Annotated in this window: 11 protein-coding genes; 4 read left to right on the plus strand and 7 right to left on the minus strand. The window is 60.1% G+C overall.

Annotation, left to right across the window (positions count from 1 at the left end; translation table 11 throughout):
* Positions 1–3 precede the first annotated feature (3 nt).
* From hydA to J1W56_RS15200, 3 genes are all read right to left on the minus strand, one after another.
* Positions 4–1,458: a dihydropyrimidinase gene (hydA, locus tag J1W56_RS15190; RefSeq protein ID WP_223614076.1), complete on the minus strand. Its 1,455-nt coding sequence runs from the start codon at positions 1,456–1,458 to the stop codon at positions 4–6.
* Between the two features lie 63 nt (positions 1,459–1,521).
* Positions 1,522–2,769, minus strand: coding sequence for a Zn-dependent hydrolase (locus J1W56_RS15195; RefSeq protein ID WP_223614077.1), 1,248 nt, complete (start codon positions 2,767–2,769; stop codon positions 1,522–1,524).
* Positions 2,770–2,784: 15 nt separating this feature from the next.
* Complete coding sequence (locus J1W56_RS15200) at positions 2,785–4,116, minus strand: aspartate aminotransferase family protein (RefSeq protein ID WP_223614078.1); 1,332 nt, start codon at positions 4,114–4,116, stop codon at positions 2,785–2,787.
* Between the two features lie 210 nt (positions 4,117–4,326).
* Here J1W56_RS15200 and rutR point away from each other — a divergent pair, with 210 nt between their 5' ends.
* Both rutR and J1W56_RS15210 read left to right on the plus strand, forming a co-directional pair.
* Entirely contained in the window at positions 4,327–4,980 is a 654-nt protein-coding gene (gene rutR, locus J1W56_RS15205; protein ID WP_223614079.1) for an HTH-type transcriptional regulator RutR, read from the plus strand.
* Positions 4,981–5,272: 292 nt separating this feature from the next.
* Complete coding sequence (locus J1W56_RS15210) at positions 5,273–6,010, plus strand: acetoacetate decarboxylase (RefSeq protein ID WP_223614080.1); 738 nt, start codon at positions 5,273–5,275, stop codon at positions 6,008–6,010.
* A 59-nt stretch (positions 6,011–6,069) separates the two neighbouring features.
* On the opposite strand, the gene preA is transcribed toward J1W56_RS15210, so the two are convergent.
* From preA to J1W56_RS15230, 4 genes are all read right to left on the minus strand, one after another.
* Positions 6,070–7,380, minus strand: a complete 1,311-nt coding sequence (gene preA / locus J1W56_RS15215; RefSeq protein WP_223614081.1) for an NAD-dependent dihydropyrimidine dehydrogenase subunit PreA — start codon at positions 7,378–7,380, stop codon at positions 6,070–6,072.
* An 11-nt stretch (positions 7,381–7,391) separates the two neighbouring features.
* Positions 7,392–8,849, minus strand: a complete 1,458-nt coding sequence (locus tag J1W56_RS15220; RefSeq protein WP_223614082.1) for an NAD(P)-dependent oxidoreductase — start codon at positions 8,847–8,849, stop codon at positions 7,392–7,394.
* Positions 8,850–9,075: 226 nt separating this feature from the next.
* Positions 9,076–10,689: a GMC family oxidoreductase gene (locus J1W56_RS15225; protein ID WP_223614083.1), complete on the minus strand. Its 1,614-nt coding sequence runs from the start codon at positions 10,687–10,689 to the stop codon at positions 9,076–9,078.
* 124 nt (positions 10,690–10,813) lie between these two features.
* On the minus strand, positions 10,814–11,257 hold the full coding sequence (locus tag J1W56_RS15230; protein ID WP_223614084.1) for an SRPBCC family protein: 444 nt from the start codon (positions 11,255–11,257) through the stop codon (positions 10,814–10,816).
* A 254-nt stretch (positions 11,258–11,511) separates the two neighbouring features.
* Between J1W56_RS15230 and J1W56_RS15235 the strand changes: the two genes are divergently transcribed.
* Positions 11,512–11,781 (plus strand): hypothetical protein, encoded by a 270-nt coding sequence (locus tag J1W56_RS15235; protein WP_223614085.1) that lies wholly within the window; start codon positions 11,512–11,514, stop codon positions 11,779–11,781.
* Between the two features lie 173 nt (positions 11,782–11,954).
* Complete coding sequence (gene pgi / locus J1W56_RS15240) at positions 11,955–13,583, plus strand: glucose-6-phosphate isomerase (RefSeq protein ID WP_404928151.1); 1,629 nt, start codon at positions 11,955–11,957, stop codon at positions 13,581–13,583.
* Positions 13,584–13,597 lie beyond the last annotated feature (14 nt).

Here is a 13,597-nt window from a genome sequence, read left to right on the forward strand (position 1 = left end):
TCATCAGACACCCGCCGGTATGTTTTTCGGATCGCGCTCCACCTTACGCGGTGCCGTGAGTTCCTTCCACGTGGAAAGTGCACGATTGGCCGGCGCATTGGCCTCGCGTTCGACAAAGCGGCCGCTGCCGGTCGGCGCCAGCACTTCGCCGTCCTTGTAGGCGATCTGCCCGCGCGACAGGGTGATGCGCGGCAGGCCGGTGACCTCGATCCCTTCGAACACATTGTAGTCGATGGCGGATTTCTGTGTCTTGGCGGAAATCACCTTCGATGCCTCCGGGTCCCAGATGACGATATCCGCATCGGAGCCCGGCAGGATGGCGCCCTTGCGCGGATAGATGTTCAGGATGCGGGCGATGTTGGTGGAGGTCACGGCCACGAATTCGTTCGGTGTCAGGCGGCCGGTACGAACGCCCCTGGTCCACAGCACGGGCATGCGGTCCTCAAGCCCGCCGGTGCCATTCGGAATCTTGGTGAAATCGCCGACGCCAAAACGCTTCTGCTCCGTGGTGAAGGCGCAGTGATCGGTCGCCACCACCTGCAGGCTGCCGGAGGCGAGACCGGCCCACAGGCCGTCCTGATGGCTCTTGTCGCGGAAGGGCGGCGACATCACCCGGCGCGCCGCATAGTCCCAGTCCTTGTTCTTGTACTCGCTCTCGTCGAGCGTCAGATGCTGCACCAGCGGCTCGCCATAGACGCGCATGCCCTTCTGGCGGGCGCGGCGGATGGCTTCATGCGCCTGCTCGCAGGACACGTGCACGATGTAGAGCGGCACGCCGGCCTGGTCGGCGATCATGATGGCGCGGTTGGCGGCTTCCCCCTCGACCTCCGGTGGCCGGGAATAGCCATGGGCTTCCGGTCCGTTGTTGCCTTCTGCCAGGAGCTTCTGCTGGAGATGCGCGACCACGTCGCCATTCTCGGCGTGGACCAGCGGCATGGCGCCGATCTCGGCACAGCGCGTGAACGAGGCGAACATCTCGTCATCGTCCACCATCAGGGCGCCCTTATAAGCCATGAAGTGCTTGAACGTGTTGATGCCGCGTTCCACCACCTTCGGCATCTCGTCAAAGATCTGCTTGTTCCAGCCGGTGATGGCCATGTGGAAGGAATAGTCGGTGCGTGCCTTGCCCGCCTTCTGGAACCAGTCCTGCAAGGCAGCCAGCAGGCCATCGGCGCCGGGCAGGACGAAATCGACCACCATGGTGGTGCCGCCCGCCAGCGCCGCGGCGGTGCCTGTGTCGAAATCATCGGAAGAGTGGGTGCCCATGAAGGGCATTTCGAGATGGGTGTGCGGATCGATGCCGCCCGGCATCAGATAACAGCCCGTCGCATCGATAATCTCATCGCCGGAAAGATCCGTACCGATCTGGGCAATGATGTCGCCCTCGATCAGCACATCCGCCTTGTAGGTGCGGTCGGCGGCAATGATGGTCCCGCCTTTGATCACTTTCGTAGCCATGTGTCCGTTCCCCTTATTGGTCTTTTGTCGAACATGTTGCTCTGTATGGAAAAGGTTATCCCGTCAGGTCTGAATGATAGCCGTCTCCAGAACAGCATGCAGGAGGACGTCCGCACCGGCGGCCGCCCATTCCTTGGAAATCTCTTCATCTTCATTGTGGCTGAGCCCGCCGACGCAGGGACACATGACCATGGCCGTTGGCGCAACCCGGTTGACCCAGCAGGCATCGTGCCCCGCGCCGGAAATGATGTTGCGGTGGCTGTAACCCAGCCGCTCGGCCGCATTGCGCACGGCGGTCACGCAGCCTTCGTCGAAAGTGACGGGATCAAAATGTCCGGCTTCCTCGATCTCGATTTCCAACCCGAGCTCTTTGGCAATCTTTGGCGCCTTCTCCTCGAGCTCTGCCTTCATCGCATTGAGTGTCGCAAGGTCGGGCGAGCGGAAATCGACGGTGAAAATCACCTTGCCGGGGATGACATTGCGCGAGTTCGGATAGACGTCGCAGTGTCCGATCGCGCCGACCGCGCTGGGCTGGTGGGCCATGGCGATGGTGTGGACGAGTTCGGTGATGCGGGCCATACCCAGCCCGGCATTCCGGCGCATGGGCATCGGTGTGGAACCCGTATGGCTGTCCTTGCCGGTCAGCGTGATCTGCAGCCACCACAGGCCCTGGCCATGGGTGACGACGCCGATATCCTTGCCTTCGATTTCGAGGATCGGACCCTGCTCGATATGCAGTTCGAACAGCGCGTGCATCTTGCGCGCGCCCACCTCCTCGTCACCCTTCCAGCCGATGCGTTCCAGCTCGTCGCCGAACGTCTTGCCCTTGGCGTCTTCCCGCGCATAGGCCCAGTCCTGCGTGTGGATACCGGCAAAGACGCCTGATGCCAGCATGGCGGGAGCAAAGCGCGTGCCTTCCTCATTGGTCCAGTTGACCACGACAATCGGGTGCTTGGTCTTGATATTGAGGTCGTTGAGGGTGCGGACAAGCTCGAGCCCGCCGAGGACACCGAGCACGCCGTCATATTTGCCGCCGGTCGGCTGGGTGTCGAGATGGCTCCCGACATAGACGGGCAGCGCATCCGGGTCGGTGCCTTCGCGGCGGAAGAACATGTTGCCCATGGTGTCGACACCCATGGTCAGCCCGGCCTTTTCGCACCAGCTCTGGAACAGGCGCCGCCCTTCTGCGTCCTCGTCGGTCAGGGTCTGGCGGTTGTTGCCGCCGCGCAGTCCCGGTCCGATCTTTGCCATGTCCATCAGGCTGTCCCAGAGACGGTCGCCGTTGATCCTGAGATTTCCAGTGAGCGCCATGTGAGAGCCTTTCAACTATGCCAGGTTTTTCAGGACGTCGGCCATCGTATCGAAGAGATGCTCGATCTGGCCCTTGGTGATGATCAGGGGTGGCGACAGCGCAATGATATCGCCCGTGGTGCGGATAAGGACACCCTTTTCATAGGCATCGAGGAATGCCTGGAAGGCGCGCTTGGTCGGTGCGCCTGATATGGGTTCCAGCTCGATGGCGCCGATCAGGCCGAGGTTGCGGATGTCGATGACATGCGGCAGGCCCTTCAGGGCATGCAAAGCATCCGCCCAGTAATCGGAAAGCTCCGCCGCACGGGTAAGCAGGCCCTCTTCCTCGTAAGTATCCAGCGTCGCAAGCGCTGCCGCGCAGGCAATGGGGTGGCCGGAATAAGTGTAGCCATGAAAGAGCTCGATCATGTTTTCCGGGCCGGTCATGAACGCATCGTAGATCTGCTTGGATGCAAACACCGCGCCCATCGGGATCACGCCGCTGGTGATGCCCTTGGCGGTGGTGATGAGATCGGGAACCACGCCGAAATAATCCACGGCGAAGGGGGTGCCAAGACGACCGAAACCGGTGATGACTTCATCGAAGATCAGCAGGATATCGTTCTTCGTGCAAATCTCGCGCAGGCGCTGCAGGTACCCCTTCGGCGGGATGAGCACGCCGGTCGATCCGGCCACCGGTTCGACGATGACGGCGGCGATGTTGGAAGCATCGTGCAGGGCGATCACCTTTTCCAGGTCATCGGCAAATTCGACGCCATATTCGGGCTCGCCGCGCGTGAAGGCATTGCGCGCGAGATCGTGGGTATGGCGGATGTGGTCGACACCGCCGAGCGCGTTGCCGAATGTCTTGCGGTTGCCGGAAATGCCGCCGACTGAAATGCCGCCGAAACCGACGCCGTGGTAGCCGCGCTCGCGGCCGATCAGCTTGGTCTTGGTGCCGTTGCCCTTGGCGCGGTGATAGGCGAGGGCGATCTTGAGCGCCGTGTCGACCGATTCCGAACCGGAATTGGTGAAGAAGACGTGATCGATGGGGGACGGCAGCATGGCCGCAAGCCGCGCCGCCAGCTCAAAGACCTTGGGATGGCCCATCTGGAAGGCGGGCGCGTAGTCGAGTTCGGCAACCTGCTTCTGTACCGCCTCGACGATTTTCGGACGCGAATGACCGGCGTTGCAGCACCACAGACCGGCGGTTCCGTCAAGAATTTCGCGGCCGTCGGCGGACTTGAAATGCATGTCCTTGGCGCTGACCAGAAGACGGGGATTTTGCTTGAACTGCCTGTTTGCCGAAAACGGCATCCAGAACGCCTCGAGATTATTGGTGCCCAATCCCAATGCCGATTTCGACATGTGACGTACGCCTCCTGTTTGCGGACATTGCCGCTTGTTTTGTGTTCCCGAATGATTGAACCTGTGGTGCAATCAAAAACTTGACTAGTTGGTCAAAATGCAGGCTAGAAGAGCATAGGAAGCCGGTCAAGCGCTTTATGGGGAATAAAAGCGGTTCCGGGATGCGACGAAACGGCCCGTCGCGCCGGATAACAAAAAGGGATGAGTGGCATGGCGAGGGCAGCGAAGAAAAAGACGAGCGATGTGCCGGAAAAGACGACGCGCATCCAGGAAATCAATCGCCGTCTCATCCTCGATGCCGCTCTCGATGTTTTCTCCGCCTATGGCTTTCGCGGCACCACCATCGACCAGATTGCCGACAAGGCGGGGATGTCGAAGCCGAACCTGCTCTACTATTTTCCGCGCAAGCAGAACATCTATGTGACGCTGCTGGAAGAGACGCTGGCGGAATGGCTGGCGCCGCTGGCGGAAATCGATCCCGAGGGCGACCCGATCGAGCAGTTGCGCAAATACATAACCTTGAAAATCCGCATGTCGGAGAGCCATCCGGAGGCGTCGCGTTTGTTTGCCAACGAAGTATTGCACGGCGCTCCGGCTATCAGCGAGTTCCTGAGCAAGCATCTGAAGCCGCTGGTGGACGACAAGGCGGCGGTGATCCGCCGCTGGGTCGGCGAAGGCAAGCTCGCGCCGGTCGATCCCTATCACCTGATTTTCATGATCTGGGCGACCACGCAGCACTATGCGGATTTCGATGTGCAGGTCCGTGCCATCATGGGCAATCAGGTTGGCCGCCCCGGTTTCCGCGAGCAGACGGCGCAGGCGGTCCTGAGCATCATTCTCAATGGCATCCGCCCGCGCGGATGAGGGGATTGGTCCATTGCAGGTAGATTGTGCGTGGTTCGACAAGCTCACCATGAGGGAGGGTGTTGACTGCAAGGCCAATCGAAAATGCAGTGGATATAGCTCCCTGCCATCCACCTCCATCCCTCATGGTGAGCTTGTCGAACCACGCACGATGTTGATGCAAAACGCCTGCCTCACGCGAAATTGACAGACGCGGATTGTGCGTTGCACTATTGTCCCGCTGCGCCGCAATATCCGTTGCCGTGCCTGGCTTGCATCAAAGCCAGTTTCCCTGACATCCGGAGATCGCCCCGTGAAAATATCCGATGTTCGTTCCGCCTATGCCATGCCGCTCACCAACCCCTCCTATCCGCCGGGTCCCTACCGCTTCATCAACCGCGAATTCGTGGTCATCACCTATCGCACCGATCCGGAAGCACTGCGGGCGGTGGTGCCCGAACCGCTTGAGATCGCCGAGCCCATTGTCAAATTCGAGTTCATCCGCATGCCGGATTCAACCGGCTTTGGCGATTACACCGAATCCGGCCAGGTCATTCCGGTCCGCTTCAACGGCAAGGAGGGCGTCTACGTTCATTCCATGTATCTCGACGATGATGCGCCGATCGCCGGCGGGCGCGAAATCTGGGGCTTTCCCAAGAAACTCGCCAAGCCGAAAATCTCCCATGAGGGCGAAACCATCCTCGGCACGCTGCATTATGGCAGTGTGCTCTGCGCGACGGGCACCATGGGCTACAAGCACAAACCGGCCGATCATGCCGCCGTTCTGAAATCCATGCTGCTGCCGAATTATCTCATCAAGATCATTCCGCATGTGGATGGTACCGCACGCATCTGCGAGCTGGTCGAATATCACCTGCAGGATATCGATCTGAAAGGCGCGTGGACGGCACCGGCGGCGCTCGAACTTCATGCGCATGTCATGGCCAATGTTGCGAGCCTGCCCGTTCTGGAAGTCTTGTCGGGAACGCATTTCATCGCCGATCTGACCCTCGGGCTCGGGGAAGTCGTGTACGATTATATGAAGGGGTAGCTGCCGGTTGCGGGCAGTCTGACAAAGAAAAAACCCGCCTCAACGGCGGGTTTTGAATGTTATTCGGCAGCGGCCTTGGCCATCGGATTGTTGGGATGGGTGGTCCAGTTGGCGTAGTCCGGCTGGATCGGCAGCTTGGTGCGCGGGTCGACCCCCGAGGTCATCGGCACCATGGTGATGCAGTTGTCGACAGGGCAGACGTTGACGCAGAGGTTGCAGCCGACGCATTCCTCGTCGATCACCTCGAAATGCCGGGCGCCGTCCACCATCGCCGTGATGGCCTGGTGCGACGTGTCCTCGCAGGCAATGTGGCAGCGGCCGCATTTGATGCACAGGTCCTGGTCGATCTGCGCCTTGGTGATGTAGTTGAGATTGAGGTACTGCCAGTCGGAGACGTTCGGCACGGCCATGCCGCGGAAGTCCTCGATGGAAGCGAAGCCGCGGGAGTCCATCCAGTCGGAGAGCCCGTCGATCATTTCCTGCACGACCTTGAAGCCATAGGTCATGGCCGCCGTGCACACCTGCACATTGCCGCAACCGAGCGCGATGAATTCCGCCGCATCGCGCCATGTCGTGATGCCGCCAATGCCAGAGATCGGCAGGCCGCGCGTCTCCGCATCGCGGGCAATTTCCGCCACCATGTTGAGTGCAATGGGCTTGACGGCCGGGCCGCAATAGCCGCCGTGCGACCCGCGCCCGTCAATCGAAGGATTGGGCGCAAAGGTATCGAGATCGACCGACACGATAGAATTGATCGTGTTGATCAGCGACACGGCGTCGGTACCGCCGGATTTTGCCGCGCGCGCAGGTTTGCGGATATCGGTGATATTCGGCGTCAGTTTGGTGATGACAGGCATGCGCGTATATTGCTTGCACCAGCGCACCACCATCTCGATATATTCCGGCACCTGGCCGACAGCCGCGCCCATGCCGCGTTCGGACATGCCGTGCGGGCAGCCGAAATTGAGCTCGATGCCGTCTGAACCCGTCGCTTCCACCAGCGGCAGAATGGCTTTCCAGGCGTTCTCCTCGCAGGGCACCATGATGGAGGCGATCAGCGCTCGGTCCGGCCACTTCTTCTTCACCTCGGTCATTTCACGCAGGTTCACTTCCAGCGGACGGTCGGTGATGAGCTCGATATTGTTCAGGCCGAGCAAGCGCCGGTCCGGGCCGTGGATCGCGCCATAGCGCGGGCCGTTGACGTTGACGACGGGCGGGCCTTCTTCGCCCAGTGTCTTCCACACAACGCCGCCCCAGCCCGCCTTGAAGGCGCGCTCGACATTATAAGCCTTGTCTGTCGGCGGTGCGGAGGCCAGCCAGAAGGGGTTGGGGGATTTGATGCCGAGGAAATTCGATGAAAGATCAGCCATGTCGATCTCCTTCAGCCAGCGATGTGGCTTGGATGGGTGGGGTGCTGCGCCGGTGTCGACGCGCCGTCCGGATTTTCCGCCATGACGGCTTCGACGAAGCCGCTGACTTTCTCCGGCTGCTGCGTCAGCGCCCGGTGGATGGATTCAGCGGCAAGCTTGCCGTCCTGCACCGCGGCCACGGTCAGGTCCTGACCACCGGCAATGCAATCGCCGCCAGCCCATATGCCGGGGATCGAGGTGCGGCGGTCATCATCGACGCTGATACGTCCCTTCGATAGGGCAAGCCCGGCTTCGGTGAGGATGCCCTCTGCCGGCGTCTGGCCGATGGCCTTGAAAATCTGGTCGCTGGCAAGGGTGATGCTTTCGCCGGTGACGGCAAGCCTGCCGTCGGCCATGGCGGTATAGTCCAGCGTGATGCCGCAGACTTCACCGGATGCGTTGCGGGTAAGCGCCCGCGGCTGCAACCAATGGCGGATGATCACCCCGGTTTTCAGCGCCAGTTCCTGTTCATAGGGGCTGGCGTTCATGCTTTCCGGCCCGCGCCGATAAGCGATGATGACGTTCTCGGCGCCCAGCAGCTTGGTCTGCACGGCCACGTCGATGGCGGTCATGCCGCCGCCGATGACGACAACGTCGCGCCCGACAGCGATCTGCGACAGGTCCTCGCTCTGGCGCAATACGGAGATGTAGTCGACGGCATCGATGCAACCGGCGGCATCCTCGCCTTCGAGGCCAAGCTCGTTCACACCCGGCAATCCCATGCCGAGGAAAACCGCATCAAAACCGGCTTTCAGCGCATCGATGCTGATGTCCCGGCCAAGCGCCTTGTCGTTCTCGATGGTGATCCCGCCGATTTCCAGAATGAAATCAAGTTCCTTCTGGGCAAAATTGTCGACACTCTTATAGGCGGCAATGCCATATTCATTGAGGCCGCCGGCTTTCGGCCTGGCTTCGAAAATCGTCACGTTGTGGCCGTGCTTGGCCAGACGGTGCGCCGCGGACAAGCCGGCCGGACCCGCGCCGACCACGGCAACGCTCTTGCCTGTCGGCTCGGCGCGCTTGAACGGGTGCTGGCCCTTTTCCATCAGATGGTCAGTGGCGTAGCGCTGCAGAAGGCCGATTTTCACCGGCTTGCCCTCGGCGGTCTCACGCACGCAGGCCTGTTCGCACAGGGTTTCGGTCGGACAGACGCGGGCACACATGCCGCCGAGAATGTTTTCCGCCAGAATCGTCTTGGCAGAACCGGTGGGATTGTCGGCGGCGATCTGGCGGATGAACAGCGGAATATCGATGCCCGTCGGGCAGGCATTCATGCAGGGCGCATCGTAGCAGAAGTAGCAGCGATCGGATTCGACAAAGGCTTCATGCCGCGTCAATGCCGGGTGCAGATCGGAAAAAACATCGGTGTAGGCATCGGACTCTAGCCGCCCGGCCCTCACATCACGGATTCCAGAATCGATCGATCCCATGAAATCGCCTCTCCATTTCTGAAACTGCCGCATCCCGTTCCCTTTGGGCGTGCCGCAATTTGGTGATGGGCCGGTTTGTCCGGCGCCTGTTGATGGAAAGAATGCCAGATTTTCACAAAAGGTCAAATTTTTTATCAAACGGTCAAGAAATATGAAATTGAATCATATTCGTTTCGTTTGCGCGGGTGGATATCCACGCAAATCTGGCAAGGGCAGCGGGGAAAAGCTAAACCAGATCGTCCAGAACAAGGCTTGCGCCTTTTGCCCCGACCATCATGGCGGCGGCATTGGTATTGCCGGAAATGATATTGGGAAAGATCGAGCAGTCGATCACACGCAGCCCTTCGACGCCGTGCACCCGCAAACGCGGGTCGACCACCGATACCGCCGGGTCCGGCCCCATGCGGCAGGTCGAAACCGGGTGATAGACCGTGCCGCTGCGCTGGCGGAAATCGGCAATGAGATCCTCGTCGCTCCGGCAATGCGGACCGGGCAGCAATTCCTCGACGATCAGCTTCGACAGGGTTGGCGTCGCTGCGATTTTCCGCAGGAACTTCACCGCATCCAGCATCTCGGCAACATCATGCCCGGTCGAAAAAGCGTTCGGCGCGATGGTCGGTGCGTCGAGCGGATTGCCGGAGCGGATATGGATGGACCCGACGCTGGTCGGACGGCAATTGGACAGGCCGATGGAAAAGCCCGGCCAGGGATCGGGGGTCAGAATCGGGCGCTCGCCTTCCCTCGGCCGCACGGTGGAAAAGGCCTGAAAATACAGCTGCATGTTCGGGCGCTGCCGCGACGGATCGGTACGAAAGAAGCCACCGCCCTGATTCATGCTGATCGACAGGGGCCCCGTCCGCAGCAGCAGATATTCGATGCCGACGCGCAATTTTCCCCACCATGGGCGCAGCACCTGGTTGAGCGAGGCCACGTTGGCCCGGTAGGTGTAATTGATGCCGAGATGGTCCTGCAGGTTTTCCCCAACCTGGCTGTTGGCGTGCACGAGCGGAATGCCGAATTGCGCCAGGCGCGCCGCGTCACCAATGCCCGAAAGTTCGAGCAGTTGCGGTGTATTGATGGAGCCGCCGCACAGGATCACTTCGCGCCCGGCCCTGACCGTCTCGGTCCGGCCGTTGCGGGTGAACGCAACACCGGTAGCCCGTTTGCCCTCAAAGACAATGCGCTGCACCATCGCGCCGGTCAGAACCGTGACATTGGGGCGCTTCATCGCCGGGCGCAGAAAAGCCCTGGCGGCGGACATGCGCCGCCCGCCTTTCGTGGTTAGCTGAAATGGCCCCGTGCCTTCCTGCGTGGCGCCATTGAAATCGGGGTTGTAGTGCAGCCCGGCCTCCTGCGCGCCCTTCAGAATCTGATTGGCCAGCGGATGAAACAGATGCGAACAATCAGTGACATGCAGTGGTCCGCCGCGGCCAAGGCTTTTCGCGGGGCCGTCATGGTCTTCCAGTGCCTGAAACACCGGCAGTACATCGTCATAGCCCCAGCCGGGATTGCCGCGCGCGCGCCATTCGTCGAAATCCTCCTTCGCGCCGCGGATATAGACCATGGCATTGATCGAACTCGACCCGCCCAGCACCTTGCCGCGCGGCCAGTAATCCGCATTGCCGCCAAGCCCCGGATCGGCTTCGGCCTTGTACATCCAGTTGACGGATTTGTCGTAGAAGGTCTTGCCGTAACCGAGCGGCATCTGCACGAAGAACCGCCGGTCCGTCCCGCCCGCTTCCAGGACAAGAACCGTGTGGCGTCCGCTGGCGGACAAGCGCTCGGCAACAACCGATCCGGCAGAGCCTGATCCGACAATGATGAAATCAAACGCGCGCATGAATTCCAGCCTGAACACAATCTATTTATCCAGGCAGGATATCCGGCTTCATCGGTGCAAACCCAAACGTCATTCCGCCATGGCTTATGGAAAATGCGACAGGCCTGTCGAATTGTCCGGCGTGTCAGGTGCCGGCAGCGGCCTGATTGAGATTCTCGAAAAACTGGGTGGCGAGTTTCTTGGCGGAGGACGATATAAGGCGGCTGCCGAGTTGGGCGATCTTGCCGCCGACATCGGCATTGACCGTGTAGGTGAGCACGGTTTCGCCGCCTTCCTCGATCAGGGTGACATCGGCGCCACCCTTGGCAAAACCGGCAATGCCACCCTTGCCCTCGCCCGTGATCGTGTAGGACAGCGGAGGATTGAGATTGCTCAATTCGACCTTGCCGTTGAAGCGCGCCTTGACGGGGCCGAGTTTGACGCCGACCGTGGCTTCCAGTTCCGTATCGGAAATCCGCTCGAGGCTTTCGCAGCCGGGGATGCAGGCTTTCAACACCTCCGCGTCGTTCAATGCCTTCCAGACTGCTTCGCGGGGCGCTGCAATGCGTTCTTCGCCGGTCATATCCATGTTTCAATGCCTCCCTGGAAGAAGAAAGCTAAGATAGACGACTTCATCTGTCCACGATTTATAAAAATTCGTTCTTCCTGCCACTGTATTAAATCCTGTCACAAAACATCATGATACTGGCGATGAAGATGCTGGACCGGACAGGAGCGGTGTAATAACAGGATTAAGACTTTGTGATTCCGCAGGGATGACGGCCACAAAGTACTGACCCAACTATTCTTCTACTTCATTCATCTCATCAAGGGAGACTGCACATGAAATTGAAAATGGTCGCCGGCATTTCGCTGCTGGCTGTCGCTCTCGTCGGCTGTTCCAAAGCCCCCACCTGCACCCAGGAAGAGCTGACCAAAAAGGCCGGTGAAATCACCGCTGCCGTTCAGCAGGTCATTACCAAGGATCCGTCCAAGGCGCAGGGAATCGTTGCCAAGATGCAGGAACTGGCTACCAAATATCAGGGCCAGACCGATCTGAAAGACGCCTGCAAGGCGTATGACGACGTTCTGACAGCCATCAAGGGCTCGTAAACTTTCGCGCCGCAGTTCCGCCCGGATTTGCGGCGCAGATTACCTGATGTTAAATCGGAAGAGATTCTGCTTTAAATCGATTGAAACAAAATGATTCCGGTGGCAGGTTCCACTCTGTCAGGATCAAGGCGTGACTTCAGGAGAGAGAAATGGCGACAGTGAAAGCGAACGACCTGCGTGGCTCCGTTCAGGCATTGAAAGCACACTTCAAAATCGGCGCGCCGAAAAACATGCGCGCGACCTTCATGGAAGATCCCAAACGCTTCTCCCGCTATTCCCTCAGTCTCGACGATCTTCTCCTTGACTGGTCGAAGTGCCTGGTCAATGACGAGACGCTTTCCCTCCTTGCTGATCTGGCAAAAGTTGCCCATGTGGAAGCCCGGCGCGATGCGATGTTTGCCGGCGAACCAATCAACAATACTGAAGGCCGCGCCGTGCTCCACGTGGCGCTGCGCAACCGTTCCAACAAGCCGATCAAGGTTGACGGCGTGGATGTCATGCCCGGCGTCAACGATGTGCTGAAGCGCATGGGCGCCTATGCGGATGGCCTGCGCTCCGGCGCCATCAAGGGTTCGAAGAACAAGCCGATCACCGATGTGGTCAATATCGGCATTGGCGGCTCCGATCTCGGACCGGCCATGGCAACGCTCGCCCTGTCACCCTATCATGACGGGCCGAAGACCCATTTCGTCTCCAACGTCGATGGGGCACACATCGCCGATACCTTGAAAGACCTCGATCCGGCGACGACGCTGATCATCATCGCGTCGAAAACCTTCACCACCATCGAGACCATGACCAATGCCCGCGCCGCGCGCAAATGGATCGCCGATGCGCTGGGTGAAAAGGCTGTCGGCAAGCACTTTGCCGCCGTTTCCACGGCGCTCGACAAGGTCGACGCCTTCGGCATCCCGGAAGATCGTATCTTCGGCTTCTGGGACTGGGTAGGCGGCCGCTATTCCATCTGGTCGGCCATCGGTCTGCCATTGATGATTGCGATCGGGCCCGAGAACTTTGGCCGGTTTCTCGATGGCGCCCATGCGATGGACGAACATTTCCGCAAGGCGGCGCTTTCCAAGAACCTGCCGATGATGCTGGGTCTGGTCGGCTACTGGCATCGCGCCATCTCCGGTTACACCAGCCGCGCCGTGATTCCATATGATCAGCGGCTGGCCCGCCTGCCGGCCTACCTGCAGCAGCTCGACATGGAATCGAACGGCAAGGGCGTCACCGTCGACGGCAAGCCGGTTTCCGGTCCGACCGGCCCGGTGGTCTGGGGTGAACCCGGCACCAATGGTCAGCATGCCTTCTTCCAGCTCCTGCATCAGGGAACCGATACGATCCCGCTTGAATTCATCGTCGCGGCGAAGGGCCACGAGCCGCATCTCGATAATCAGCATGAGATGCTCCTGGCCAATTGTCTGGCCCAGTCGGAAGCCCTGATGAAGGGCCGCACGCTGGAAGAAGCCAAGGCGCAGCTCGCGGCAAAGAACCTGGCGAAATCCGAGGTGAACCGCATTGCGCCGCACCGTGTTTTCAAAGGCAACCGGCCATCGATCACCATCGTCTATGACAAACTCGATCCCTTCTCCTTGGGCCGCCTGATCGCGCTTTACGAGCATCGCGTTTTCGTCGAGGCCCAGCTCTTCGGCATCAATGCCTTCGATCAATGGGGTGTCGAGCTCGGCAAGGAACTGGCGACCGAGCTTCTGCCGATCGTCTCCGGAGAGGCAAAACCAACGGACAAGGACGCATCCACGCAAGGTCTTGTCGCGCACTTGAGGAAGCGTCGCGGCAAATAGGCTATAGTGGCCCG

The organism is Phyllobacterium calauticae, assembly GCF_019991125.1.
Taxonomy (GTDB): Bacteria; Pseudomonadota; Alphaproteobacteria; order Rhizobiales; family Rhizobiaceae; genus Phyllobacterium; species Phyllobacterium calauticae.